Here is a 25812-nt window from a genome sequence, read left to right on the forward strand (position 1 = left end):
GGCGCGACGAACTTGACATATTAAACAGGGTTGCTATTTCTTAAACTGGCGCCCCGATAATAAGCGCAACGGTGAGGTGAAAAATGGCAAGTGAAAAAGAGAGGCTGCCTGGGATAAAAGAGAACGAATTTTTTCTTAATTTTGAATGCGCTGCCCGCCAGATAGGCCTCGGAATATTATTGGCGATCATACTGGCAGCCCTTTTGGGACTCTTTTCTGGAGGATATTTCAGCACTGCCGAAAAAACAACTGCGCAGCGTAATTTAACGGTGGCCTATGACCGCTTCGGTCGTTTACAAACTGAATTCAGGCTAAAGATTACCGCCCATCCGCGGGTCGCGGATAAATATATTTTTAGCCTTGGCGGTGATTTTACCTCTTCTTTTGAACCTGGCAGTATCTGGCCCCGGCCAGACAGGATGTACAGTCAAAACGACCGGCTCTTTCTGGTCTATAATGATTTGAAAAGCATGAATAATTTTTCTATATGGCTCTACGTTACGCCCATCCGCCCCGGTAAGTTGAACCACTCTTTGCAGCTAAACGGCGAACCCGAAATCCGCTTCTGGCAATTTATTTATCCTTAGGAGGATGCGATGGAGATGGTCTTGCGTGCGTTAGCGATATATTTAATCTTGCTGGTTGTGTTTAAAATCGCCGGCCGCCGGGCGCTATTACAAATGACCAGCTTTGATCTGATTTTATTACTTATTATCAGCGAGGCTACCCAGCAGGCGCTGCTGGGGAACGATTTTTCGGTGACCGGCGCAATGCTGACGATTATGACGCTGGTGGTCGTGGATATGCTTTTCGGATTAATGAAGAAATATACCGCTGGCGCAGAGTCAGCGCTTGATGGTTGCCCGGTGATTTTAGTCGAAAATGGCGTGCCGTTAATTGACAAGCTGAAAAAAGTGGACGTCTCCTGTGATGATATTCTGGTCGCCGCGCGGCAGAATCAGGGTATTACGGAATTAAGTAAAATCAAATATGCCATACTGGAACGGAATGGCCACATTTCTATTATTCCTGCTGAGAGTTAAAAAGGTCTTTTTATGTCAAATAACCCTTATAACCAGGCGAAAACCACCGGCGAGCTGACTAAACAGGTCGCCAGCGCGCTGATTGACCGTCGTTTACGCTTAACCACCGCGGAATCCTGCACCGGCGGTAGCCTGGCGGCAGCGCTGTGCGCGGAAGCGGATACGGCCGCATTCTACGATATTGGCTTAATCACTTTTAGCGATCGGGCGAAACAGCAGCTTCTCGACGTCAACGCCTCAACGCTGGAGAAATATAGTGCCGTCAGTCGGCAGACCGTTGAAGAGATGTCCACCGGCGCGCTGGCGCGTTCCGGGGCGGATATCAGTATCGCCATTAGCGGATATGCGGGGCCGGACGGCGGCGATGACGGGACGCCTGCGGGGACCGTCTGGTTCGCGTGGAATTTTCGCGGCAGTATCGACGCGCATAAAACGCTGTTTTCCGGCGAGTGCCAGGATGTCGTGGAGAAAGCCGTACGCTATTCGCTGGCGATGCTCATTGAGAAACTGCCCGGCTGGCAGAGCGCATAACGCTTTTATTGCGGAGGTTTATATGGCAGTCATGGCGATCACTGGCGGTACTGCGGGAGTCGGTAAAGCAACGGCCCTGCGCTTTGCGCGGGCAGGCTATGACGTCGGCATTATTGCCCGCGATGGCCGAAGCCTTGAGGCGACGAAGCAGGAGCTCCTTCGTTGCGGCGTTCGGGTGCATACCGTGCAGGCCGATGTGGCAAATGCCGATGCGCTCTTGACCGCGGCTGGCGAAATCGAAAATCGGCTCGGGGCTATCGAGGTATGGGTCAATAACGCGATGTGTGCGGTGCTGGCGCCTTTCAGAGCGATGACCCACGACGAATTTAGACGGGTAACCGTGGTCACCTATCTCGGCTACGTCAACGGGACTCGCGCCGCGCTGGCGCTGATGACGCCCCGGGATCGCGGAGTGATTATCCAGGTTGGCTCCGCGCTCGCCTATCGCTCCATTCCGCTACAGTCCGCCTACTGCGGGGCAAAGGCCGCGATTCGGGGCTTTACCGATGCGGTGCGTACGGAGCTGATGCATGAAAATAGCGGCGTGAGTATTGCGATGGTACAGATGCCGGGGCTGAATACGCCGCAGTTCGAGTGGGCGCGCAATAAGTTTGCCTGGGCGATGCGCCCGGTGCCGCCGGTATTTCAGCCGGAAGTGGCCGCCCAGGCTATCTTCAACGTCGCGCGCCGGCCCGTACGCGAACTCTGGGTAGGGAGCAGCACGATTCAGTCCATTATTGGGCAATTTCTTTTTCCGGGCTTCCTTGACCGGCTGATGGTCAAAAAAGCGTGGGAAGGGCAAATGACCCGGCGCTTGAATGCCGATGATCGTCAGGACTATCTCGAACAGCCGGTCAGCGGATTGCATAAAACGCACGGGCGTTTTTCCTCTGAGGCGAAATATCGCGCCACCGCCATCACTTCCGGCGTGCCGGGAAAAGCGCTGCTGGGCGGCGCGGCAGCGGTACTTTTAGCAAAATGGTTTATCTCGCGTAAAAAACGCTAACGCAGCGCGCTACTGTTGGTCCAGAACCATCGATAGCCATATGCGCTAATCTCCAGCTTAGCCTGCTTACCGGGAGTGAGCGCGTCCGCGTAGGTTTTGTCGGCCAGGCAGGGCGTCCACACCGCCGCGGCGATCCCTTTCGCGGTAAAACGCAGCGGTTTATCACTGAAATTAAGAAAGGCGATGACGCTGCGCTCGTGGTCATCGTAGCAGATCCCGAGAATCGCCTGCCGATCGGTGCTAATGATGCGGAAAGGCGCAACGGCGATTTCCGGGAATTCTGACCGCGTATTGGCGATATCAATAATACGGTGCAGGAGAGAATGGCGGTGCAGCAGGGAATCAGCGACGTTGACTTTCTGATAGCGAAACGGTCCCCGGTCGATCATGGGAGCCACAAACGTCTGCGGATCGGCTGCGGAGAAGCCGCCGCCCGCTGAACCGGCCCACTGCATCGGCGTACGCACCGCGTAGCGCTCTTCCAGCGCCAGGTCGTCACCCATGCCGATCTCATCCCCGTAGCGCATGATCGGTACGCCGGGCAGCGAAAAAAGCACGGCATGACAGAACGCCAGCCGCCGCCGGTCGCCGTTCAACATGGGCGCCAGCCGGCGGCGAATACCGCGCTGATAAACGTTCATCTCCTTATCCGGCGCGAAGGCATCCAGCACGGTCTGCTTGTTCTTGTTACCGATCCCTTCAAGATCCAGTTCATCGTGGTTGCGCAGCCAGTTTGCGAAGCAGCAGGCGTCAGGAGGCACCACCATTTTCTTGATGGCGTCGATCAGCGGGCGGGCGCTCTGGCTGGCGAGGCTGACGTAAAAATATTTGTTCAGCCAGAAGTTAAGTACCATGTTAAGTCGGTTATTATCGCCAAAATAGTCGCGATACTGCGCCACCTCAACGTCGACTTCGCCGAGCAGTATAGCCTGCGGATTATGTCGTTCAACCAGCCGACGCAGATGTTCCAGGAGCCATAGCCCGCGTTTCTCCTCGCCGCGTCCGGCCTGTTTCGTCAAATGCGAGGCGGCATCCAGACGAAAGCCGGAAACTCCTAGCTTCAGCCAAAAGATAACGATATTTTCGACCTCTTTGATCACCGCGGGAGAGGCCAGATTGAGATCGGGTTCATGGCGGTAAAACATATGGCGAAAATATTGCCCGGCTTCGTCATCCCACGACCAGATGCTCTCTTCGACGCCGGGAAACATGGGCGGCGTAGCGTCATCATCGCTATCTGCCCACAGATAATAGTCGCGGAACGGCGAGCGACGGCTGCGCCGCGCTTGTTGAAACCAGGGATGGGCGTCGGAGGTGTGCTGGATCAGCAATTCAATAACAACCTGCATGCCTGATTCGCGGGCCTGCTCGATAAAAGCAATGATATCCGCCAGTTGACCAAATCGCGGATCGACCTGCAGATGGTCGCTGACATCGTAACCCTCATCCAGAAACGGCGTAAGGTAGAAGGGCGTTATCCAGATCACCGTTGCGCCCAGCCGGCGAATATAGCGCAGCTTCGCCGCGATCCCGGCGATATCGCCGCAGCCATCGCCGTTAAGATCGTAAAACAGCGCTGAATCAATCTGATAGATAATGGCCCGCGTATGCCAGTCAGCCATAGCCCACCTCAGTGATAGCCTTCATTTCCGGAAACTTTGCCGCGGAATACGTAGTAGCTCCATGCGGTGTAAACCAAAATCACCGGAATGATAAGCAGGGTTCCTACCAGCATAAATAGCTGGCTGGCCGGCGGCGCGGAGGCTTCCCACAGCGTGATATGCGGAGGGATGATATTGGGCCACAGACTGATGCCCAGGCCGCTGAAGCCGAGAAAAATAAGCCCAAGCGTCAGGAGGAAAGGGCGGGCGTGGCTCGCGGGGTGAACGCTCAGGCGCCAGATCCACAGGCTAAAGACCAGTACCAGAATGGGGACGGGCACAAACCAGTAGAAATTAGGCAGGGTAAACCAGCGTTCAGCAACGGACGGCCAGCCCAGCGGCGTCCAGACGCTGACCACGGCGATAACCGCCATCAGCGCCAGAAGCGTGTGACGGGTCAGCTCACGCATGCGCTGCTGCAGCGCGCCTTCGCTTTTCATAATCAGCCAGGTGGTGCCGAGAAGTGTATAAGCCACCACCAGCCCTAAGCCGCAGAACAGGCTAAAGGGCGTCAGCCAGTCCAGCGCTGAGCCGATGAACCTGCGGTCGGCAACGTCAAAGCCGCTAATGACCGCACCCACGACGATCCCCTGGCTAAAGGTGGCCAACAACGAGCCGCCCACAAATGAGTAATCCCAGAATTTTTGATGAGAGGGGGTGGCCTTAAAACGAAATTCGAAGGCGACGCCGCGAAAGATCAGACCAATTAACATAGCGGTGAGCGGAATCGTTAGCGCATCGGTGATGACGGCGTAGGCCAGCGGAAAGGCGCCGAATAGCCCCGCGCCGCCCAGCACAAGCCATGTCTCATTGCCGTCCCACACCGGGGCGACGCTGTTCATCATCACGTCGCGCTCGTTGGCGTTGGGCACAAAACTGAAGACGATTCCGATGCCGAGATCGAAGCCGTCCATAACGATATACATCAGCGTGGCAAACACTATGATGACAAACCAGATAACGGGGATATCGATGCCCATTAGCGAGTCTCCTCTTCAGGCACGGCCTCTGCGGCGGAAAGGGGGCGAGCCGGCGTACCGGAGGTTGTCGATGTCAATTCGCTGACGGGCTGAGGCCCTTTCTGAATCAGCCGGACAATGTAGTAATAACCTACGCCAAATACCGAACAGTACACTACGATAAAGACCAGCAGGCTAACGATCATTTGCGCTGTGCTGTGGAGAGAGACCGCATCCCGGGTGCGTAATAAACCATAGATGACCCAGGGCTGGCGTCCCGCTTCGGTCGTGATCCAGCCGGCCAGCAGCGCCAGCAGTCCCGCCGGCCCCATCGCCAGCGCAAACCATTGAAAGGCGCGGGAGTGAAAAAGACGCTGCCGGTAGCGGAGCCACAGGCTCCATACTCCGAGGGCAATCATCAACATGCCCATGCCGACCATGATGCGGAAAGACCAGAAAACGATAAGGGAGTTTGGCCGATTCTGCGGCGGAAAATCTTTCAGCGCCGGGACCTGCTTGTTCAGGCTATGGGTGAGGATCAAGCTGCCAAGCGCAGGGATTTCCAGCCCGTATTTGGTGCGTTCTTCATCCATATCAGGCACGCCAAACAGCAGCAGCGGGGTGGCTTCTCCGGGTTTGTTCTCCCAGTGGCCTTCTATGGCAGCGATTTTTGCCGGCTGATGTTCAAGCGTGTTGAGCCCGTGCATATCGCCAACGATAGCCTGGAACGGCGCGACCAGCAGGGCCATCCACATCGCCATGGAAAACATTTTACGTATGGCTGGCGTATCATTGCCGCGCAGAAGATGCCAGGCGGCGGAGGCGCCGACGAACATCGCGCTGCTGAGAAAAGCGGCAATCGCCATATGGGACAGACGATAGGGGAAAGAAGGGTTAAAGATAATCGCCAGCCAGTCCTGGGGAATGACGTGACCGTTTTCAATGGTAAAACCCTGCGGCGTCTGCATCCAGCTATTTGACGCGAGGATCCAGAAGGTTGACATCAGCGTGCCCAGCGCCACCATGCAGGTGGTGAAGAAGTGCAGGCCGGGAGGAACTTTGTTCCAGCCAAAGAGCATAACGCCTAAGAAACCGGCTTCGAGAAAAAAGGCGGTGAGCACTTCGTAAAGCAGCAGGGGACCGGTAATACTACCGGCAAACTGTGAGAAACCGCTCCAGTTGGTGCCAAATTGATAAGCCATGACCAGGCCTGAAACCACGCCCATCCCGAAATTAACGGCAAAAATTTTCAGCCAGAAATTATACAATGAGCGCCAGACGTCATCTTTTGTCCGCAGCCACATCCCCTCCAGCACCACCAGATAGCTGGCCAGTCCGATGGTAATCGCCGGAAAAAGGATATGAAAAGAGACGGTAAATGCGAACTGCAGCCGAGCCAGATTAAACGCGTCGAGTTCAAACATATTCCGGACCCCATCACAGAACACCCCCCGAATCGAGCAGGGGGAAGTGATTCACAGCAGGTTATCGAGGACCAGGGCTTTTCTTGCCTGCGCCAAGCTCTGCACCGGTAAGAGGATCGCCATCCGGATCGGATTGGGTCCGTTTTGCCATGGTTTTCGCCAGGGCCTTTTGTTTGGCCGTTAGCTTAACGCTGGCGCCACCCTCTCCGCCATCCACTGCAGGCTGTGGATTGGCCACATACTCAAAGTGCCGATCGCTATTCCAGCTACCGCGAATGTCGTCGCCCTCTGACATATTGTAGTAGGTGCTGGCGTATTCAGTGACGGGTGGTAATTTCCCCGGCGGATAGTTGTTTCTGATGGACTGGAGCGCTTTTTCGAAAGAGAGCTGATGAGCGGCTTCCCGGGTCATCAGAAAGGCCAGCGCATCCTTGACTCCGGGGTCATCAGTGACGTTGATCAGGCGCTCATAAATGATTTTGGCTCGCGCCTCGGCCGCCACGTTGGAGCGTAAATCCGCGGTTGGCTCACCAATCGTATCAATATAGGCGGCGGTCCAGGGCACCCCGGCGGAGTTGGTCAGCGGCGTGCCTGCGCCATATAGCAAAGAGGTGATATGGCTGTCGTTACCGTTAGCGGTAAGCGAGCGGTACAGGTCGGCTTCGTTTTCCGCGCCTTCCGCCAGGGCGCCTTTGGCCCCTTTATTGAGCATGCCAACCAGAGAGCCGATAATTTCAAGGTGGCTCAGCTCTTCGGTGGCTATGTCCATCAGCATATCTTTACGGCCCGGATCGTCATCACTCAGGCCCTGAGTAAAATACCGGCATGCGGCGGCCAGTTCGCCCTGGGGACCGCCGAATTGTTCCAGAAGAAGGTTCGCCAGTCCCGGATTCGGCTCGGCGACCCTTACGGTATACTGAAGCTGCTTAACGTGTCGGAACATAGGCTCTTATCCTTATTGCTTATTTTTTCGCTTCAACGCCTTCGGCTTCAGAGCGCAGAAGGAACTCTTCCGTTGTTTGCGGAATATGTTTCAGCAGCCAGTCGGCCATGGCCCGCTCTTCTGCCAGAATCGATTCGATGGCGGGGATTGAGGCGGTGTCGCCGGCTTTATTCGCGGCGGCAAGCAGGGAGGTATAACAGGCAATTTCAAACTGCTCAAATACATAACCGCTAATTGACCCTTTAACGATTTCATCGGAAGGGAACATCCCGCCAATGGATTGGCCCAACGCGGCCATTTTGCTCATGGAATCCTTCAGCACCGAGCGTGATATATTATTACGATCCAGAATCTCCTCCAGTACCGTAATTTGGCGTTTGGTTTCAGTTACGTGCTGTTGAATTCTGCTGCGCAGGTCAGGATAATTATCGATGCGGCTCGCCATGGACTCCAGCATAGATTCTGCCTGCTTTTCCATTGCATGCGCATCGCGTAGCCAGTCGTGATAATGTTCAAGATAATTCATAATCAACTCCTTAAAATTGATTTACTATCTGGCTATTTATTTTGGGCGCCTTTATTAATATTGCCGACCGCCAGGTCAGTTAATTTAAGGTCGGTTGATTTTTCTTCTTCTAACGTTTCCGCTAAAAGTTTAACCGCTTTTTTATAGCCAAGCTGTTCTGCTAAAGTGGCGAGAGTGCCGTAGCTGGCAATTTCATAATGTTCAACCTTTTGCGCAGCGGCAATTAATGCCGCATCTCGCACTTCATTTTTCTCCGTGCTCTCAATAACTTCGTTAGCTTCTTCAATCAGCCCCTCCATCGCCACGCATTTCATCCGTTTAATTTTGATATCAGGCTCTTGCTCGACAATTTGATCGATACGTTCAATTTGCCCCTGGGTCTCCTCCAGGTGGGCCTTGAACGCGGCGCTAAGCTGTTCGCTGGACGCCGCTCTGGCGAGTTTCGCCAGGCCGCGGGTTAATTGTTTTTCTGCGCTATACGTATCCGATAAAAGATGAATAAAAACGTCTTCTATGCTCTTCATGTTCATATTAATTACCTTTATAAACGGAGAATAACTGCGAGTCCGCAGACTCGCAGGTTACTCTTTTAGTTACAAGAGAATGAGGCGATTAATATCAGGAATTATCAGATTTACGCCCGCCGCCGTGGCTATTTTGGCCGCCTTTTTTACCGGCCTCAGATGCGCGCTGCGGATCGTTTTTAAAGTTACCACCGCTGTGCTGACCGCCTTTACGTCCTGCTTCAGATGCTTTATCACGGTCTTCAGCGAAATTACCGGAACCACCACGATGTTCTGCCATATTTTCATACCTCTGTGAGTTTATGTCAGGTAGATACGATTTAATTACGTATCCGTTGTCGTTCAGAAATTAAATCTAGTCGGTATTTTTGAACAGTCAAACCAGTTTGTGGTGATATTTTTTGAAATACTTTGAATTGCGCTGCTGTTACCGTTTCGCTTGTTTTTAATGAATGTCAGCATAACGGGTTATGATCTAACGAAAGATTTTTATTAGCGAGAGAATATCGGCGGGGCCGCTGCGTTAATAAATATAGCGTAGACGCGGCGCAGGGCTTTACGTCAATTTACATAATCGCTGAAAATAATTCGCCGACTACTGGATATTATTCGCTGTAGAATTGAGAAAAATCAGAAAATATAAAGAAAATGAGCAAGGCTAATTTTCGGATATTTCAATGCGGGAGATAAAGGCACCAGATCACGAGACTGTGAAATGGTGCGTCCGAGTGGACTCGAACCACCGACCCCCACCATGTCAAGGTGGTGCTCTAACCAACTGAGCTACGGACGCATTATGGTGCGTTAATTGAAAATGGATATAACGCACAACCTCATGAATTTAAAATATATTCATGGTGTTTTCCTCTGTTGGTGTACTCAACGATCTACTCATCGTAGAGCCTTTAGATTTAACCCATTTATGTAAGGGAATTGTGTGCTGATGTTCGCAAATGCAATGATGAACCCGCAGATAGCGCGATACTATGAAACGGAGCCATCAATCCATCCAGACACTTTGGCGAGGGTGGATTTGTTCTTTCTGACAAATCTTGATAACCATCACACATACCGCTTAAAACTCCCCACCGCCAGCGACGCCATTACGCCCATCCACACAGCCGCTGGCAACAGGATCGCAGTAGGTGGGATGGACGTATCGTTCCGGCGAACTCGCGATGACGACACTGACCGGTTCTGCATACCGCTGTCGCTGCTGGTGATACAGCGACTGGCGGTCGCAGTACTTGCTGACCAGCACCTGCGCCACCAGACCGGCTTCAGGGATACTCTTAGGGATAATCTGAGCGGGCGACGGCCTGAGACCACGCGCTGGCAGCCGTCACAGCCGTACTGCGGGCGGACGTAACGCTTTACCACGAACTGCGCCGGGATGTCGTCCAGTCGCCCGCTGATTTCATCGGTGATATGACGCAGCGGCTGGCTGCAGTCCGTACCGGCCAGGGGCATACTCCGGGGGATATTCCACTTATCTCGATACGCGTACGCACTTTGCCCAGGCACAAACCCGATATGGCTGGGCAAAAACTGCAGAGGCTTGCCACATTCCAGCCAGGAGATAATTTCACTGTCGTTATACAGAGTGACCTCGTCAAACGAAGTGAACGGGATTTTGTAGATACTACATCTTCCATGCATCCTGTGGATGATTGTCTTATATCCGATGTGCCGAAAAGAATAAATGGTATCTCTGGTTATCCCGGATTTTAATGATATGTCCAGTATTGGACAGTTTTAGGACTTTTCAGTATTAAGCATTTTCCTGTAACATTTCCGTGAAAATTATTAATTGGCAGGGTTTTTCATTTTACATTAAGCGGACGGCCAGGTTCTTTAGCACTCAAAGCCAGTCAGGGGGCAGTAGTTAAGTCTGGATTAAATGTTAGTACGTTTCACTGAAATTCATTTTTCTTTTTCATCCGCTTTACCTTACCGAAAATTACTGGTTAAAATAAAAGCCCCTGCATTTTTTTGGTGATACTCAACCCAACAAGGGATTAATTTATTCAGGAGATAAATAACCATGTCTGAATCATTTCAGAACGAGATACCCCGCGCGCGCGTAAATATAAAACTGGATCTGGTCACGGGGGGCGCTCAGAAGAAAGTTGAGCTGCCGCTGAAGCTGCTGGCTGTCGGCGATTACAGCAATGGCAGAGCGGAAGGGACCCTTTCAGAGCGCGAAAAAATCAACATCAATAAAAATAACTTCAACAGCGTTCTCGCTGATCTCCATCCCGAAGTTAGTATCACCGTTAAAAATACCCTCGCCAACGATGGCTCTGAAGAAAACGTGAAGCTGGCTTTTCAGAATATGAAGGATTTTGAGCCAGAGGCGGTGGCACGTCAAATACCGCAGCTCCGTGCGATGCTCGCCATGCGTAATTTGCTGCGTGATTTGAAATCCAATCTTCTGGATAACGTCACTTTCAGGAAAGAGCTGGAAACTATTTTAAAGGACCCGGGACTTACTGATGAACTGCGCAGTGAGCTGAATGCGCTTGCCCCGGTTCAGGGATAATTACCGGAACCCGTTAACGGAATAATCACGAGTAAAATGCTTATGTCAGTCAATAATGAACCCCAGAATTATACAGGTGGCGCGACAATTGAAAAGACGCTGCCACAGAATGGCGTCTACGCCTCACTGTTCAACAAAATTAATTTAACACCGGTTGCTGAAATTGGTGACCTGAATAGTTTTGAAGACAATACCGTGATGGCGGAAACGTCCGCTGATGCACGCGTTACGGCAGCCGTCCAGGTCTTCATGCAGTGCCTGCAGAAGTCTGGTCAGAAAGTCGAGAAACTCGATAAAACATTACTGGATCATCACATCGCCGAACTGGATTTCCAGATCAGCCGCCAGCTTGATGAAGTCATGCACAGCGATGAATTCCAGAAAGTCGAATCCGTATGGCGCGGTCTGAAAGCGCTGGTTGATAAAACTGACTTTCGCCAGAACGTAAAAATCGAGATCCTGGATCTGTCCAAAGACGAACTGCGCCAGGATTTTGAGGATTCGCCGGAAATTATCCAGAGTGGCCTGTACCGCCAGACGTACACGATGGAATACGACACGCCGGGTGGCGAGCCGATCGCTGCGGTGATATCCGCGTACGAATTTGATGCGTCCGCGCAGGACGTGGCGCTGATGCGTAATATTTCAAAAGTGTCTGCGGCTGCCCATATGCCGTTTATTGGCTCCGCGGGCCCGGCGTTCTTTTTAAAAGAGAACATGGAGCAGGTAGCCGCCATCAAGGACATCGGCAACTACTTTGATCGCGCCGAGTACATCAAGTGGAAATCCTTCCGCGAGACGGACGATTCCCGCTATCTCGGTCTGGTGATGCCGCGCGTGCTGGGACGCGTGCCGTATGGCCCGGACACCGTACCGGTGCGCAGTTTCAACTACGTTGAAGAAGTGAAAGGCCCGGATCACGATAAATACCTGTGGACCAACGCCTCGTTCGCCTTTGCGGCCAACATGGTGAAGAGCTTCATCAACAACGGCTGGTGCGTGCAAATCCGTGGCCCGCAGGCCGGTGGTGCCGTCCAGGACCTGCCAATCCATCTGTATGACCTCGGCACCGGCAACCAGGTGAAGATCCCGTCAGAGGTGATGATCCCGGAAACCCGCGAGTTCGAATTCGCCAACCTGGGCTTTATCCCGCTGTCCTACTACAAGAACCGCGACTACGCGTGCTTCTTCTCGGCGAACTCCACCCAGAAGCCTGCCCTGTATGACACGGCGGATGCAACGGCCAACAGCCGTATCAATGCCCGCCTGCCATACATTTTCCTGCTCTCACGTATCGCCCACTACCTGAAGCTGATTCAGCGCGAAAACATCGGGACCACCAAAGACCGCCGTCTGCTGGAACTTGAACTCAACACCTGGGTGCGCACGCTGGTGACGGAAATGACCGATCCGGGCGACGAGCTGCAGGCCTCTCACCCGCTGCGCGACGCAAAAGTGGTGGTGGAAGACATCGAAGACAACCCGGGCTTCTTCCGCGTGAAGCTTTATGCGGTGCCGCACTTCCAGGTGGAAGGGATGGACGTCAACCTGTCGCTGGTTTCCCGGATGCCGAAAGCCAAATCGTAAGGCGAGGGGAAATCAGCGATGAAAATTTACCGCCCACTCTGGGAGGATGGGGCCGCTCTGGCCCCGCAACAGTTCCAGCAGCAGGCCCGCTGGAGTGAATACGTTGCCGACATGGTCGCCCGGATGGGGTTTTCTCATCCCTGGGGCGTGGTTGCGGCAGAATTTGATGATGCTGCACTGGCGCTCGCGCGCCTGAATGCCATCCGTCTGGTCGTACGTTTCCAGGATGGCACGATTGTTGATACGGATCTGGCGGATAATATTCCGCCGGTCTGTGATTTGTCTGCCGCAAACGGCTCTGGGGCTGTTGAAGTGGTTGCCGCACTGCCGCTGCTGAGCGCCAGTGGCGGCAACCTTGATAACGGTCAGGACAGTGAGCGCCCGCGTCGCTGGAAAGCTGAGCGTGTGGTGGTGCAGGAACTGGCCGGCCATGAAAGCGGGGAGCTCGCGATCCTGCGTCATGCGCTGACCCTGCGTCTGTCCAGCCAGGAAAACATGGCATACCTGATCTGTCCGGTCGCCCGTCTTGTGCGTAATGCGCAGGGGCAGTGGATCCGGGACCCGTCCTTTATCCCGCCAATGCTGTCTGTTGCCGCCAGTCCGTGGCTTGCCACCGAACTGGGTGACCTGCTGGTCCGTCTGCAGGCCCGCCGCCGTCGCCTGATGGCCATGCGCCGTGAGAGCAATGAGCGGATGGCAGACTTTGCGGTCGCGGATGTCTCCCTGTTCTGGCTGCTCAATGCCCTGAACAGCGCCGAGCCGGTGCTGACGGAACTGCTGCAGACACCGGGCAGGCACCCGGAACTGCTGTACCGCGAATTGTCCCGTCTGGCCGGCAGCCTGCTGACCTTCTCACTGGAACACGACGCCGGCGATATTCCGGCTTACCAGCACGATGCACCGGAACGGGTATTCCCGCCGCTGCTGGCACTGCTTGATAAGCTGCTGGAAGCGAGCCTGCCGTCACGGGTGGTCAGTATCCACCTGGAGCACCAGGACCAGATCTGGAAAGGTGCCCTGCACGATGCGCGTCTGCGCGAAGGGGCAGACTTCTACCTTTCCGTACGCTCCTCCATGCCAAATCATGAGCTTCAGACGAAATTCCCTCAACTGTGTAAAGCGGGCAGCTTTGATGATGTGTCCGATGTGGTGAATGTGGCCCTGAGCGGGATGGTTATCAGGCCGCTCCCCCATGTGCCGGCCGCTATCCCGTTACGCCTTGAAAACCAGTATTTCTCGCTGGATCTGAGTAGTGAGGCGGCGCGGGCGATGCTGGAAGCGGGAAGCTGCACTTTCTATACCCCGCGCTCACTGGGGGATGTGAAACCTGAACTCTTTGCGGTACTACGCACATGAATACATCAGAAATGAGTCAAATTGAGCGTATTTTCTACCCGGGCTGGCTGATGGCCAGCCAGCTGCGGGGCGGACAGGAGGTCCGTGACGGGGAAGGGCTCTATCGCCGGGCCTGCCGTCTGGTGCAGGAGGCGAAGGCTGCGCTCACGGAAGCCGGTTACAGCGACATCAGCCGTGACCATATGGTGTATGCCCTGTGTGCACTGCTTGATGAGAGCGTGATGAACCGGGGAACCACCGATGATGGTTATCTGACCTGGCGGCGTGACCCGCTGCAGGCACACTTCTTTGGCACCCTCAATGCCGGTGAGGAGTTATGGGAACGGATCCGCAACCTGCTGAAAGAAACCGCTCCTGACGCCGCTGTCCTGACCTGTATGTACCGGACCCTGCAGCTGGGGTTCGTGGGGCAATATCGCGCCCAGGATGACGAGCGTCGGGAAGATACCGTTCGCGCGCTCGCGGAGCGTGTGCCGGCCTTTACGCTGGCACAGGACGCTCCCATTGTTGCCCGGGCATCACGCCTGCGCAGCGGTCGTCGCGGGTACTGGCTGACCTGGGTTGTGGCCGTTGTCGCCCTGGTGGCGCTCTGGTTCTTCCTCTCGTCTTCGCTTACCGGGCTGGTAAGCCAGACCGTCAGGCCGGGGTAAGCGATGCGGGATGCGTACCGAAGTCTGTTAACTGCCCTGGGTGCCGTACTGGCGATGTGGCTCATTCTGGGATTCTGGCCACTGTCCACGGGCAGCCGCGTGGCACTCAGCCTGCTGGTTATTCTGGTGTCCGGGATGATGTTCTGGCGTCAGCACCGGGCTTCTCTGGTGCGGGCGACCGCTGTCCGCGAGATTGTGGATGAAAATCTGCCGCCGGAAGATTTTCAGGGGGCGGTGATCCTCGTCTGTGGCGACAACAGCCCGCTGTTTGTGTCCGGCTCCCGTCACCGGGAAACCCGGCAGGGCTGGTATCTGTGGGTGAAGGATGCGGAACAGCTGCCGCTCCTGGCACAGCACCTGAGCCTGGTGCGTCCGGCTCTGGTGTCGCAAATCTCCGTCATGCTGGCGGTGGTGCCTGAACAGCACACCTCCGGTGATGATTTTACCCAGAATCTTCGTGGCTGGCAGCGGGCTGTCGTCCGGTGCCGTGCGGCATTTGGCACGCTCCCCCCGCTGTGGACCGTGACCTGGGTATCGCCTCCTGTGGCCTGTGCGGAGGCTGAGCCCGTCTGGTTTACCACGATAAGCCCGCGAAGCGGTATTCAGGTGTATCAGCCCGGTCAGGGCAATGTGTCACTGACGGAGTGGACCCGGGAAAACGGAACGGACGGGCGTCTTTCTCGTCTGAGCCATGGCCTGTGGCTGGACAGTCTGCTTGCCTGGCAAAACAGCGCGGTGAATGATCTGCTGTCGGTTCGCCAGGGTGAGCTGCCGGTGATGAAGCCCTGCGTGCAGGGTATGTGCATGGTGCCGGTGAGCGGTATCGCGGGCAGTCTCTGGCAACAGCACATTACTTCCGTGACGGCGCTGCCACCGGATGCCGTTGTCACCACAGAGCCACTGCCGCTGCCTGAACTGCTGCTGCCTGCGTTGCCGCGCCGACGTGGCGTGAGCCGCAGGATGGTGTTCTGGCGTTATGCCGGATTACTGGGCGGGGTTTTTCTCGCGCTGGCTATGCTGGCGTCCTGGATGAACAACCAGCGCCTTATCCGTAATGTTGGCGATCACCTTGCATTGTATCACCAGCTGACGGGAAAGCCTGTTGCCCCGAAACTGCGTGCGCAGCAGCGCCTCAGGGCCGATGGCGCATTGCTGGACGACTGGGCGCGTCGCGGGGAGCCACTGCGTTATCGCCTGGGTCTGTATCAGGGACTGCGACTGATCCCGCCCGTTGAGGCCGCAGTCAGTGACTGGGCTCCTCCGCCACCGCCGCCTCCGGTCATTAAGAAAATCATTCAGGGGCCGAAAACCCTTCGTCTCGACAGCATGTCGCTGTTCGACACCGGAAAATGGGCGCTGAAACCTGGCTCGACAAAGCTGCTGGTGAACTCGCTCGTGGGGATTAAGGCGAAGCCCGGCTGGCTGATTGTGGTGGCGGGCCATACCGACAGCACGGGGGATGACCAGTCTAACCAGGTGCTGTCGCTTAAGCGTGCGGAGTCCGTGCGCGACTGGATGCGCGACACCGGCGACGTGCCGGAGAGTTGTTTTGCGGTGCAGGGCTACGGCGAAAGCCGTCCTGTCGCCACCAACGACACCCCGGAGGGCCGTGCGCTCAACCGCCGTGTCGAAATCAGTCTGGTGCCGCAGGCGAACGCCTGCCAGCTGCCGGGCAACACACCCGCGTCATCGGATGATGGCGCGTCAAAAAATGAAATGGAGTAATTAACATGGCAATTCCTGTTTATCTGTGGCTGAAGGACGACGGCGGTGCGGACATTAAAGGTTCCGTGGACGTTCAGGATCGTGAAGGCAGTATCGAAGTGGTGGCCCAGGAACACAACCTGTACATCCCGACCGATAACAACACCGGCAAGCTGACGGGTACCCGTATCCACACCCCGTTCCTGTTTACCAAGGAAATCGACTCCTCCAGCCCGTATCTGTACAAGGCCGTGACCACCGGTCAGACCCTGAAGTCTGCGGAATTCAAATGGTACAGAATCAACGATGCGGGCCAGGAAGTGGAGTACTTCAACACGAAGCTTGAGAATGTGAAGCTGGTGAAGGTCAATCCGAAGATGCACGACATCAAGGATCCTGCTTTCGAGAAGCATAACCACCTCGAGCAAATCGAACTGCGTTACGAAAAAATCACCTGGACCTACAAGGACGGCAACATCATTCATTCCGATTCCTGGAACGAACGCGCCACCGCGTAATTCTGAAGCGGGCAGGTTTTCCTGTCCGCCGTTTTTTTGCTGAGCGCCTGAGATGCGGGTGTTCAGCAAAGAGAAAATACAATCTGCCTGCCTGACCCTGTGCGCTTTGGGTTCCTTTACGGAAAAGCGACGGGCGGTAGCGTGTCCGGAACTGATAAAGAGAGAGTCTCATGGAAAATCCAGCCAGCCTGTTGCGACGTCTGAACCCTTACTGTGCCCGCGCGATGGAAGGCGCGGCTTCGCTCTGCCAGACGCGCGCCCATGCGGAAATCCTGCCCGAGCACTGGCTGCTGAAGCTGCTGGAGCAGGGAGAGGGTGACCTGACGGTGCTGGCACGGCGCTATGAGTGGGATATGGATGCCATCTGGCAGGATTTGCTGGGCTGGCTGGATACACTTCCTCGCTCTGTTCGCAGTCGCCCGCAGCTATCAGACAGCATTGAGACGCTGATGCAGCAAGCCTGGCTGTTCGCCTCCCTTAACGGCGAAGAGCATATCCGCAGTGTGCATCTGCTGATGGCGCTGGTCGATAAGCCTAAACTGGCGCGCTGCGATGGTCTGTGGCCGCTGCTGACCCTCGGGCAGAGCCAGCTTGAGCGCCTGCGCGGGCTTCTGGATGCGCAGTCGGACGAGCGTCCGGAAATACAGCAGGAGGTGGAACTGGCGCAGGGCGGCGAGGTGGAGTTTGTCGGCCGTCCGGTCGGCGCTGATATAAAGGAGGGGGAACTGAACCCGGCGCTGCAGAACGCCCTGGATAAATTCACCCTCGATGTCACCGCCAGAGCGAAAGAAGGCAAAATCGACCCGGTGTTTGGTCGCGATACGGAAATCCGTCAGATGGTGGACATTCTCTCTCGTCGTCGCAAGAACAACCCAATTCTGGTGGGTGAACCGGGCGTGGGCAAAACCGCCCTTGTCGAGGGACTGGCGCTGCGCATTGCCGAAGGCAATGTGCCCGATGCGCTGAAGGCGGTGAGCGTGCGCACCCTTGACCTCGGCCTGCTGCAGGCGGGGGCGGGCGTCAAAGGTGAATTCGAGCAGCGCCTGAAAAACATCATTGAAGCGGTGCAGCAGTCACCGCAGCCGGTGCTGCTGTTCATTGACGAAGCACACACCATTATCGGCGCAGGCAACCAGGCGGGCGGCGCGGATGCGGCCAACCTGCTGAAGCCTGCGCTCGCCCGCGGTGAACTCAGAACCATCGCCGCCACCACCTGGAGCGAATACAAACAGTACTTCGAGCGCGACGCCGCGCTGGAGCGCCGCTTCCAGATGGTGAAGGTGGACGAGCCGGACGACGACACCGCCTGCCTGATGCTGCGCGGCCTGAAATCCCGCTACGCGGAGCATCATGGCGTGCATATCACCGATGAGGCGGTGAAGGCTGCCGTCACCCTCTCCAGACGCTACCTCACCGGACGTCAGCTGCCGGACAAGGCAGTTGACCTGCTGGATACGGCGTCGGCCCGTATCCGCATGAGTCTCGACACCGTGCCGGAAGCGCTGACCCGGCGGAAGGCGCAGCTCACGGCCCTTGCCATGGAAAAGCAGGCGCTGCTGGAGGATATTGCAGTGGGCAACAGCGCCCACAGCGAAAGACTGGCCTCTATCGAACAGGACGAAATCCGCATCATCCTGGAACTCGACGAACTGGAAACGCAGTCTGGCCAGGAGCTGAAGCTGACGGAACAACTGCTTGCCTGCCGCGCGGATATCTCTCGCCAGGCAGAAATTAGTGACCTGCAGACGCAACTCACTATCGTGCAGCGAAACAATCCGCTGCTGGGCCTCGACGTGGATGCGCGAACCGTCGCCACGGTCATCGCCGACTGGACCGGCGTGCCGCTCTCCTCGCTGATGAAGGATGAGCAGACGGAGCTGCTGAGCCTGGAGAATAACCTCGGCAAACGGGTGGTGGGTCAGAATGCGGCCCTGAACGCCATCGCGCAGCGCCTCCGCGCGTCAAAAACCGGGCTTGCACCGGAAAATGGCCCGCAGGGCGTGTTCCTGCTGACGGGGCCGAGCGGCACCGGCAAGACCGAAACCGCACTGGCGCTGGCGGACGAACTGTTCGGCGGTGAGAAATCCCTTATCACCATCAATCTCTCCGAATACCAGGAGCCGCACACCGTGTCGCAGCTGAAAGGCTCTCCTCCTGGCTACGTCGGCTACGGCCAGGGCGGCATCCTCACCGAAGCGGTGCGCAAGCGCCCGTACAGCGTGGTGCTGCTGGATGAAGTGGAGAAGGCGCACCGCGACGTGATGAACCTGTTCTACCAGGTGTTTGACCGGGGGTTTATGCGCGACGGCGAAGGACGTGAAATTGATTTCCGCAACACCGTCATCCTGATGACCTCCAACCTCGGCAGCGACCACATTATGCAGCTGCTGGACGAACAGCCCGACGCCACAGACAGCGATTTGCATGAACTGCTGCGCCCAATCCTGCGCGACCACTTCCAGCCCGCGCTGCTGGCGCGTTTCCAGACGGTGGTTTACCGCCCGCTCACACAACCCGCCATGCGCATGATTGTGGAGATGAAGCTGAACCAGGTGAGACAGCGTCTCAGCCGTCACTACGGTATGAAAACGGATATTGAAGAAAGTCTGTACGATGCGCTCACCGCTGCCTGCCTGCTGCCGGACACCGGGGCGCGCAACGTGGACAGCCTGCTCAACCAGCAGATATTGCCGGTGCTGAGCCAGCAACTGCTGAGCCATCTGGCGGCGGGACAGAAGCCACAGTCGTTACGCCTTGGCTGGAGTGAGGAAGAGGGCATCGGGCTGGAGTTTGATTAACAGGCTTATCTAAAGGGTAACAATTATGGACAGCGCAAAAGAGATTGCCAGAGGTATGCTTGAGGCCATTAATATTGATGGTTCTGGTTTTTGGGGCGCAATAGGAAAAGGTTTTATTTCGTTTCCAGTCAGCCTTGCTTATCTGGGGTATGATTTCATTGATGCTGAGCATCGTAGAGATAATCTGGATGATAAATTCAGGCTGGCGCGATTAGTGAAAAAAGGCGTATTTAACCATCAGGTTATTGAGCAAATCATTAAAACCTCCCTCGAAGATTTTGTTTCACGCATTCATGTCGAAAAAATATCTTCTATTGTGAAAAATGTTTCCGGTTCGTTCATGGGGAAAATGGCATTTACTGAACTAACAGGTGTGAAGTTGGGCGACACAATAGCATCCAGAGGTGTATCGGCCTTTTTTGCTGGAAGTTTGGCTGGTTTATTGTTATCTGTTGGTGCTGAAACATCCAGAGCAATTTATACATCAAGAGACCTCGAAGACAGAAATCCTGTTTTGCACAATAAACTCCAACGTCTTGGTGACCTGGATCTTCTTTATTTTATTGTTGAAGATATCGTTAAGCCTTTTGAGATAGCTTGTGAGGTAGGAGACAGAAATCCTGCCGAGTTTGATAAAGTATGCGAATACTTTTTTGGAGGTTTATGAAAATCAAGGTGATTTTTTTGGTGATCCTTTCCCGGTTAATTCGCGGGGCGGGGATGGGGCTGGGTGTTTCTGGTATTGTATTTACTATTTGGTTTTTTTTCTTATCTTCAAGTGAATCCAGATATATTTGGGGTGTGTTTTCGATAGCAGAATTTTTTGCAGGCTATCTTATATATCGTTTTGCTTATACATACGTTTATGATGAATAATCTTACGGTTTCGTCATCCCCCTGAAAATCAATCAGAAAGGTATTTATAACGTTCCACCAACAGGCATAGAGATAACGTGACTATACGGTGGAGTAGCTAAATAAAATAATTTAAAAATTATATCGTTGTCTTTCTTTCCATCACTGGTCATTCAGGATGTTGAAATATTACATGGAGTAAAGAGCGTGAGCCTGACAGATTCACTGAGCAGTTTAATCCAAACCCCGTTAAACCGTTACCAACTGGATATTCCGTCGTGTGTGGCAAATATTGATGTGGAAGGTTTTAGCGGCTCGGAAGCGATGAGTGCACTGTACAGGTACACCATCAACTTCACCAGCACTGACAAGAATATTGATGCCCGCCAGATGTTGAGTAAGCCGGCAACCCTGACCATGGGCGCGGGCAACCTGCTTTCCCTGACGGATCGCAAGGTGGTTCACGGGGTGGTGACCCGTTTCGAGCGTACCGGTGGTTCCGCTGATGAAGCGCAATACTGCATTGTGCTGGAGCCGTTCCTGGCGCTGTTGGGCAATCAGTTCCGTACTCACCGCTTTTTCGTCAACAAGTCGGTGCCGGAAGTGGTGACAGAGGTGCTCACGGAGCATGGCCTCAAGGACTGGGAGTATGAGTTCACCCTCAAGGCCGATTATCCGAAGCGTGAGCAGATTAACCAGTACCAGGAAAATGACCTCGCCTTTATCGAACGTCTGCTTGCAGAGGTGGGGATTTTTTATTTCTTCACACTGCAGCCCGATACCCAGACCGAAGTGGTGCATTTCGCAGACAAGCAGAGCGCCTGGACGTTCGGTAAAACGCTGCCGTTGAACAGCCCGTCAGGGACAAATGATAATGCGGCCGACTCGGTGTGGGATGTGTACGTCTGGCATAACGTGGTGGAGCGTTCGGTTACGGCCAGTGACTACAACCACCGTGAAGCACAGAACGTCCTGATGTCTGTACCGGCTGACATGACCCGCGGAGACGGAGAGGGGAACACCTACGGTGATGTGTATCACTACCGCCCACATCATCTTGAACGTGGTGATAAAATCACGCCGGCGGCAGAAACCGGTAACTTCTGGGCGCGTCTGGAGCATGAACGTTTTCTGTCGAATCAGACCACAATAACGGGCAGTAGCACCGACCACACCCTCGCCCCGGCGCAGGTGCTGACTATCACCGAAATGGCTATCCCGCCAACGCTGCCCCGTGAAACGGAGAACGGTGTTGTTATTATCCGCACTGGCTACTACGCCAGCCGTAAGAATGCCCTGAAAGTGGCATGGTCAGCCATGCCGTACTACGAGAACCGCTGCTGGCGCCCTGCCGCTAAAAAGCGCCCGGTGGTCAGCGGCACGCTGACGGCGCGCGTGACCAGCGCCAAAGAGAACGATATCTACGCCTGGCAGGATGCCTCGGGGATGTACCGGGTGAAGTTTGATGCCGACCGTGATGAGAAGCGCCAGGGCATGGAAAGTATGCCGGTACGCTTCGCCAAACCTTACGGCGGTGACAAATACGGCTTCCACTTCCCATTGATTCAGGGCACTGAAGTTGCTATTGCATTCCACGAAGGCGATCCGGATCGCCCGTATATTGCCCATGCTCTTCACGACTCTCGCCATGTTGACCATGTGACTGAAGCCAACAGCACGCGTAACGTTATCCGTACAGCGGGCCTGAACAAGCTGCGGATGGAAGACAAGCGCGGTGAAGAGCACATTAAGCTCAGTACGGAGTACGGTGGGAAAACACAGCTTAATCTGGGTCACAACGTGGATGCTGACAGGGTATTGCGGGGTGAAGGTGCGGAGTTACGTACTGATAAATGGGTGGCCGTTCGCGGTGGAGCTGGTGTATTTATCACTGCAGATAAACAGCCGTTTGCCGGGGACAAGATGCTTTCGATGCAGGAAGCTATTGCCCAGTTGGAAAATGCACTGAGTATTGCCAGAAGTTTGTCTGATGCTGCAGAAACGGCACAAGCACTTCCTGCTGATATACAGAGCCAGGTGAAGTTGACTGATGCTCTTAAAGACCTTGCCCAGCCAGGAATGGTGCTAAATGCGCCTGAAGGAGTAAGCATCACCAGCCCGCAGGCGGTTCGTATGGCATCTGGTAGTGCCAGCGTAGGAATTATGTCCCAACAGAATACTGACATCAGTGCACTGAAGCGTTTTACAGTCGCGGCGGGTGAAGCTGTGAGCATGCTGGCCCGAAAGGCCGGAATGAAACTTTTTGCTGCTAAGGGAAAAGTTGAAATTCAGGCGCAGGATGATGCGCTTGAGGCTATTGCGAAAAAAGACGTCACGGTGACCAGTGTGGAAGGCAAAGTAGTCATTACGGGTGCAACAGAACTGGTTGTTAACTGTGGCGGTGCATTTATGAAACTCTCAGGTGGGAATATGGAACTCGGTGCACCGGGTAATATTTTACTGAAGTGTGCCAATGTTCAAAAAATGGGAAGTGCGGATTATGACGTACCTAAACCGGTGCTTCCGCAAGGGTATAGCGAGAGATTTGTTGCACAGGATAAGGTGTCTGGCGATATCCTGGCTAACACGCGATATCGGATAACCACTGCTGATGGTTCTGTTTATGAAGGGCGCACTGACAGTGAAGGTAAGACGGCTGAAATATTCGGTGCGGCAAAAAGCAAAATCAGTATTGAACTGCTCGGTGGTTAATTCAGGGGGACAGAAGATGACCAAAGGTACACAGCAAAGTAGTCTGGATAATGTGAGTAAAAACACTGTCGTCAACGGAGAGCATGGCCCTCAGGTTTATTTTCACCCGGGTAGTGCAACGTTACTTTGCGTTGATGAAAAAGATAACCGCTTACTCATACAGGAACAGCTGAAAATGACAGCGTTGCTGGAAAACCAGAAGAAAGCGCAGATTGCTCTGGATGAACTCAATTTCGAAATGTTGACTCAGGCAGGTAAGAAACCACAACGTGCTTATGACAGCAAACTTCAGAGTACCTATCAACAACTCAACGACGCTAACGAACAATTAAAAGCAGAGCTTAAAGCGTTGACTGCAAAGATTCCCGAGGGTGAATTGCTTGATGAAAACTCTAAAGAATCAGCTATCGGCCTTATGGAGCTGATTCCCCTTCAGAAGACTGCAGGATTCAAGAGTACTTATGTTCGCTCCGATAAAATTCGCAGTCACTGGCGGAAATACAAACTCAGTGAAGTGGACAAGAAAAGTGGTGAAGCCAGCTTCATTAAATATACAGATAAAGAAGTTACGGATGTCGATGCTAATGGGAATGAAACGAAAAAAACAGTTCGATCGGGAAAGATTGATGCCGAAGAGTTAATAAAACAATTAAAAGAAGCGTCATCCAGCCTTAAGTTTGAAGATGAACTATTAGAAGACAGTAATGTTGTTCTTACTGACTGGGCGAAAAAAATGAATAAAGGGCTTACCTGGCCCAAAGAAAATGATAAGCCCGACGATGAGTCTACTTATCATCAGTACGTCGACATCAGCGCACAGGCACAGCTGATGCGCTATAGCCAGGGGGCCGGGCTGTCTGCTGAATTTAACCCTTTAGAAGGGAAAGCCTCCGCAAAGATGGAAGGCCATGCAAGCTTTGCTCTGGGGGAGGCAAAAGCGTCAGCTGAGCTATTTATTCCTGATCGACTTGGTATTGCATTGTTGTTTCCTGCCAAAGCAACTGCGGGTGTAGCTGGTGGTGTCTGTAATATGGGGGCTATCCGCTACACGATTAATGCGGTGTTATCCGGTAATGCCGGGGCAAGCCTTGGGATTGAATTGGGTGTAGAAGCTGATTTTAGTGGAGAAATGGCAAAGGGCTATGGGATTAAGGGAAGCCCGGCGAAACTTACACCTCCGGCACCTCCTGGCCAAAGGCAGGTTAATTTGACCATTCCACAGCCGGATGTCCAGGCTGGCGGAGAAATTGGCGCTTTTGCTGGTGTTCAGGCGGGTGGCAACATTAGCGGTGCTATTGAATGGTTTGATCCGCATCCTGAAGGTGATGGCAATATTGCTCATGATAGTAACAAGCAAATTGTGAATAAAGAGAAAAAATTCACAGCGATTGCCAAACTGTCTCTTGGTGTAACTGCTCAGGCTGGGGCTGGTGGATCTGCCGTTTTTTACGTGACGTATATTAACAGTCGCTTCAGAATTTATTGTAAGGCAGCACTTTGCTGGGGTGTTGGTGCCAAGGGTTCTTTAGGCTTTGAAGTTGACGGTAATTCGTTTGCGGCATTTATGAAAAGTTTTCTTTATATGCTCCGCAATGTGGACTATCAGAAGCTGGAACAGATGATGAAGGGAGATGCCTTCCGAGCGTTGTGCGCTATTCCGTTGGTCATGGCTGCTCAGGGCATTCAAGCTATTGACGCAATGTATAAAGAATCTTCGAACATAATTGATGGGTTAAAATTAGATCTTGAGGATGAAGATTCTCGAGTTAAGTTAATGGAAAGCATCCTCAATAACCCTGACCAACTGAAATATACCCCACCAGAAACAAAGGGAGCCGTAATCGCCACCTTAATAGATAACAACTGGGCGGACTGGATTGATCCCAGAAACCAGAATAATGATTTTTTCTCGGTTAACAGTTGGAAGATTGGCCCTTTGAAACGCCGAAAACAGGCCGTTTTTAAGGCGTTAAAGTGGGTACAAAGCCAGGCGGATTACAACAATGTTATGCAGCACCTGACCACTTCACCTGGAGAGAGAAAAGGTGATAAAGGTCTTAATGAGCAGGATGTTATTAAGTTCCTTGGTATAGGCGAACGGAGCATGTTTTTCTACACTAACTACGGCGAAAAACTGGCGCACTTATATGGCAATCTGCGCACCTCTGTCGACCACGACGATCCTTTTGTCTCTATCCCGGACCATGAAATGGATGAGTACCTTGCGATGGTGGATGAACAGCACCCAGAGAGTACCCTCATGAAAAACACCATGATGGCGTAATCCTTAAGGAATGAGATGAATAAGAAGCTAATAACTATCGTGGTGGCAGTGTGTTTTCTGACTGGTTGCGATCAGGGTAGTGCCGCAGCTGATACTCAGGCCGCGAAAATCCTTGCAGATAAGTCCATCGCGAACATGGTGCCCGTTCAGGGTGGAGAGTTTCTCATGGGGGACTTTGGTCCTTTAGTG

At 53.9% G+C, this 25812-nt stretch carries 23 protein-coding genes, 1 tRNA gene and 1 pseudogene; 16 read left to right on the plus strand and 9 right to left on the minus strand.

Annotated features, from left to right (window positions below; all coding sequences use genetic code 11):
- Positions 1 to 83: 83 nt before the first annotated feature.
- Genes HMPREF1144_RS19140 through HMPREF1144_RS19155 form a run of 4 tightly spaced genes read left to right on the plus strand, consistent with a single transcriptional unit; the run spans position 84 to position 2580 of the window.
- Entirely contained in the window at positions 84 to 587 is a 504-nt protein-coding gene (locus HMPREF1144_RS19140) for a hypothetical protein (RefSeq protein WP_004851567.1), read from the plus strand.
- Between the two features lie 9 nt (positions 588 to 596).
- Positions 597 to 1043 carry a DUF421 domain-containing protein gene (locus HMPREF1144_RS19145; protein ID WP_004136748.1) on the plus strand — a complete coding sequence of 149 codons (447 nt, stop codon included), beginning with the start codon at positions 597 to 599 and terminating at the stop codon, positions 1041 to 1043.
- 12 nt (positions 1044 to 1055) lie between these two features.
- Positions 1056 to 1574, plus strand: a complete 519-nt coding sequence (locus HMPREF1144_RS19150; protein WP_009653693.1) for a 2-oxo-tetronate isomerase — start codon at positions 1056 to 1058, stop codon at positions 1572 to 1574.
- A 22-nt stretch (positions 1575 to 1596) separates the two neighbouring features.
- On the plus strand, positions 1597 to 2580 hold the full coding sequence (locus HMPREF1144_RS19155; RefSeq protein ID WP_009653695.1) for an SDR family oxidoreductase: 984 nt from the start codon (positions 1597 to 1599) through the stop codon (positions 2578 to 2580).
- Here the strand turns inward: HMPREF1144_RS19155 and HMPREF1144_RS19160 are convergent.
- From HMPREF1144_RS19160 to HMPREF1144_RS33710, 9 genes are all read right to left on the minus strand, one after another.
- Positions 2577 to 4202: an alpha-amylase family protein gene (locus tag HMPREF1144_RS19160; protein WP_009653700.1), complete on the minus strand. Its 1626-nt coding sequence runs from the start codon at positions 4200 to 4202 to the stop codon at positions 2577 to 2579. The two genes, HMPREF1144_RS19155 and HMPREF1144_RS19160, sit on opposite strands and share 4 nt — an antisense overlap.
- Before the next feature lie 8 nt (positions 4203 to 4210).
- Entirely contained in the window at positions 4211 to 5221 is a 1011-nt protein-coding gene (cydB, locus tag HMPREF1144_RS19165; RefSeq protein ID WP_004851557.1) for a cytochrome d ubiquinol oxidase subunit II, read from the minus strand.
- Positions 5221 to 6624: a cytochrome ubiquinol oxidase subunit I gene (locus HMPREF1144_RS19170; RefSeq protein WP_009653679.1), complete on the minus strand. Its 1404-nt coding sequence runs from the start codon at positions 6622 to 6624 to the stop codon at positions 5221 to 5223. Before HMPREF1144_RS19170 ends, cydB begins: the two co-directional genes overlap by 1 nt.
- Positions 6625 to 6685: 61 nt before the next feature.
- Positions 6686 to 7567 (minus strand): manganese catalase family protein, encoded by an 882-nt coding sequence (locus HMPREF1144_RS19175; protein WP_004851554.1) that lies wholly within the window; start codon positions 7565 to 7567, stop codon positions 6686 to 6688.
- 19 nt (positions 7568 to 7586) lie between these two features.
- A complete protein-coding gene (locus tag HMPREF1144_RS19180; RefSeq protein WP_009653688.1) occupies positions 7587 to 8093 on the minus strand; it encodes a ferritin-like domain-containing protein in 507 nt (168 codons plus the stop codon).
- A gap of 32 nt (positions 8094 to 8125) precedes the next feature.
- Complete coding sequence (locus HMPREF1144_RS19185) at positions 8126 to 8623, minus strand: ferritin-like domain-containing protein (RefSeq protein WP_004851550.1); 498 nt, start codon at positions 8621 to 8623, stop codon at positions 8126 to 8128.
- 88 nt (positions 8624 to 8711) lie between these two features.
- Positions 8712 to 8897, minus strand: a complete 186-nt coding sequence (locus tag HMPREF1144_RS19190; RefSeq protein WP_004136767.1) for a general stress protein — start codon at positions 8895 to 8897, stop codon at positions 8712 to 8714.
- A gap of 436 nt (positions 8898 to 9333) precedes the next feature.
- A tRNA-Val gene (locus HMPREF1144_RS19195) sits at positions 9334 to 9410 on the minus strand.
- A 269-nt stretch (positions 9411 to 9679) separates the two neighbouring features.
- Positions 9680 to 10087, minus strand: a complete 408-nt coding sequence (locus HMPREF1144_RS33710; protein WP_227500449.1) for an IS66 family transposase zinc-finger binding domain-containing protein — start codon at positions 10085 to 10087, stop codon at positions 9680 to 9682.
- 574 nt (positions 10088 to 10661) lie between these two features.
- On the opposite strand from HMPREF1144_RS33710, the gene tssB reads away from it, so the two are divergent.
- The 12 genes and pseudogenes from tssB to HMPREF1144_RS33360 form a co-directional block, all read left to right on the plus strand.
- Positions 10662 to 11159: a type VI secretion system contractile sheath small subunit gene (tssB, locus tag HMPREF1144_RS19205; RefSeq protein ID WP_004851543.1), complete on the plus strand. Its 498-nt coding sequence runs from the start codon at positions 10662 to 10664 to the stop codon at positions 11157 to 11159.
- Positions 11160 to 11195: 36 nt separating this feature from the next.
- The gene (tssC, locus tag HMPREF1144_RS19210; protein WP_042928068.1) at positions 11196 to 12746 is read left to right on the plus strand and encodes a type VI secretion system contractile sheath large subunit; all 1551 of its coding nucleotides are present in this window, start codon (positions 11196 to 11198) and stop codon (positions 12744 to 12746) included.
- Positions 12747 to 12764: 18 nt separating this feature from the next.
- On the plus strand, positions 12765 to 14102 hold the full coding sequence (tssK, locus tag HMPREF1144_RS19215) for a type VI secretion system baseplate subunit TssK (protein ID WP_009653686.1): 1338 nt from the start codon (positions 12765 to 12767) through the stop codon (positions 14100 to 14102).
- On the plus strand, positions 14099 to 14752 hold the full coding sequence (gene tssL / locus HMPREF1144_RS19220) for a type VI secretion system protein TssL, short form (protein ID WP_009653696.1): 654 nt from the start codon (positions 14099 to 14101) through the stop codon (positions 14750 to 14752). Before tssK ends, tssL begins: the two co-directional genes overlap by 4 nt.
- A 3-nt stretch (positions 14753 to 14755) precedes the next feature.
- Positions 14756 to 16477, plus strand: coding sequence for an OmpA family protein (locus HMPREF1144_RS19225; protein ID WP_198286851.1), 1722 nt, complete (start codon positions 14756 to 14758; stop codon positions 16475 to 16477).
- A gap of 5 nt (positions 16478 to 16482) precedes the next feature.
- On the plus strand, positions 16483 to 16974 hold the full coding sequence (hcp, locus tag HMPREF1144_RS19230; protein WP_009653685.1) for a type VI secretion system effector Hcp: 492 nt from the start codon (positions 16483 to 16485) through the stop codon (positions 16972 to 16974).
- A 170-nt stretch (positions 16975 to 17144) separates the two neighbouring features.
- A complete protein-coding gene (tssH, locus tag HMPREF1144_RS19235) occupies positions 17145 to 19772 on the plus strand; it encodes a type VI secretion system ATPase TssH (protein WP_009653692.1) in 2628 nt (875 codons plus the stop codon).
- Between the two features lie 25 nt (positions 19773 to 19797).
- Positions 19798 to 20439 (plus strand): hypothetical protein, encoded by a 642-nt coding sequence (locus HMPREF1144_RS19240; RefSeq protein WP_009653687.1) that lies wholly within the window; start codon positions 19798 to 19800, stop codon positions 20437 to 20439.
- The gene (locus HMPREF1144_RS31770) at positions 20436 to 20648 is read left to right on the plus strand and encodes a hypothetical protein (protein WP_004851527.1); all 213 of its coding nucleotides are present in this window, start codon (positions 20436 to 20438) and stop codon (positions 20646 to 20648) included. The genes HMPREF1144_RS19240 and HMPREF1144_RS31770 overlap by 4 nt, the downstream gene beginning before the upstream one ends.
- Positions 20649 to 20834: 186 nt before the next feature.
- Positions 20835 to 23339, plus strand: coding sequence for a type VI secretion system Vgr family protein (locus tag HMPREF1144_RS19245; RefSeq protein ID WP_042928069.1), 2505 nt, complete (start codon positions 20835 to 20837; stop codon positions 23337 to 23339).
- Between the two features lie 16 nt (positions 23340 to 23355).
- On the plus strand, positions 23356 to 25623 hold the full coding sequence (locus HMPREF1144_RS33715; RefSeq protein WP_009653697.1) for a hypothetical protein: 2268 nt from the start codon (positions 23356 to 23358) through the stop codon (positions 25621 to 25623).
- Positions 25624 to 25638: 15 nt separating this feature from the next.
- Positions 25639 to 25812: pseudogene (locus HMPREF1144_RS33360) on the plus strand (sulfatase modifying factor 1); the annotation flags it as partial.

The organism is Klebsiella sp. OBRC7 (assembly GCF_000293135.1).
Classification (GTDB): Bacteria; Pseudomonadota; Gammaproteobacteria; order Enterobacterales; family Enterobacteriaceae; genus Klebsiella; species Klebsiella michiganensis.

Coding starts and splice junctions, on each gene's coding strand:
- HMPREF1144_RS33710 (WP_227500449.1), bottom strand. CDS start 10,087: ATGCCCCTGGCCGGTACGGACTGCAGCCAGCCGCTGCGTCATATCACC.
- HMPREF1144_RS19170 (WP_009653679.1), bottom strand. CDS start 6,624: ATGTTTGAACTCGACGCGTTTAATCTGGCTCGGCTGCAGTTCGCATTT.
- HMPREF1144_RS19160 (WP_009653700.1), bottom strand. CDS start 4,202: ATGGCTGACTGGCATACGCGGGCCATTATCTATCAGATTGATTCAGCG.
- hcp (WP_009653685.1), top strand. CDS start 16,483: ATGGCAATTCCTGTTTATCTGTGGCTGAAGGACGACGGCGGTGCGGAC.
- tssC (WP_042928068.1), top strand. CDS start 11,196: ATGCTTATGTCAGTCAATAATGAACCCCAGAATTATACAGGTGGCGCG.
- tssK (WP_009653686.1), top strand. CDS start 12,765: ATGAAAATTTACCGCCCACTCTGGGAGGATGGGGCCGCTCTGGCCCCG.
- HMPREF1144_RS19185 (WP_004851550.1), bottom strand. CDS start 8,623: ATGAACATGAAGAGCATAGAAGACGTTTTTATTCATCTTTTATCGGAT.
- tssH (WP_009653692.1), top strand. CDS start 17,145: ATGGAAAATCCAGCCAGCCTGTTGCGACGTCTGAACCCTTACTGTGCC.
- HMPREF1144_RS19155 (WP_009653695.1), top strand. CDS start 1,597: ATGGCAGTCATGGCGATCACTGGCGGTACTGCGGGAGTCGGTAAAGCA.
- HMPREF1144_RS19150 (WP_009653693.1), top strand. CDS start 1,056: ATGTCAAATAACCCTTATAACCAGGCGAAAACCACCGGCGAGCTGACT.
- HMPREF1144_RS19180 (WP_009653688.1), bottom strand. CDS start 8,093: ATGAATTATCTTGAACATTATCACGACTGGCTACGCGATGCGCATGCA.
- HMPREF1144_RS19175 (WP_004851554.1), bottom strand. CDS start 7,567: ATGTTCCGACACGTTAAGCAGCTTCAGTATACCGTAAGGGTCGCCGAG.
- HMPREF1144_RS33715 (WP_009653697.1), top strand. CDS start 23,356: ATGACCAAAGGTACACAGCAAAGTAGTCTGGATAATGTGAGTAAAAAC.
- HMPREF1144_RS19145 (WP_004136748.1), top strand. CDS start 597: ATGGAGATGGTCTTGCGTGCGTTAGCGATATATTTAATCTTGCTGGTT.
- tssB (WP_004851543.1), top strand. CDS start 10,662: ATGTCTGAATCATTTCAGAACGAGATACCCCGCGCGCGCGTAAATATA.
- HMPREF1144_RS19140 (WP_004851567.1), top strand. CDS start 84: ATGGCAAGTGAAAAAGAGAGGCTGCCTGGGATAAAAGAGAACGAATTT.
- cydB (WP_004851557.1), bottom strand. CDS start 5,221: ATGGGCATCGATATCCCCGTTATCTGGTTTGTCATCATAGTGTTTGCC.
- tssL (WP_009653696.1), top strand. CDS start 14,099: ATGAATACATCAGAAATGAGTCAAATTGAGCGTATTTTCTACCCGGGC.
- HMPREF1144_RS19190 (WP_004136767.1), bottom strand. CDS start 8,897: ATGGCAGAACATCGTGGTGGTTCCGGTAATTTCGCTGAAGACCGTGAT.
- HMPREF1144_RS19240 (WP_009653687.1), top strand. CDS start 19,798: ATGGACAGCGCAAAAGAGATTGCCAGAGGTATGCTTGAGGCCATTAAT.
- HMPREF1144_RS31770 (WP_004851527.1), top strand. CDS start 20,436: ATGAAAATCAAGGTGATTTTTTTGGTGATCCTTTCCCGGTTAATTCGC.
- HMPREF1144_RS19225 (WP_198286851.1), top strand. CDS start 14,756: ATGCGGGATGCGTACCGAAGTCTGTTAACTGCCCTGGGTGCCGTACTG.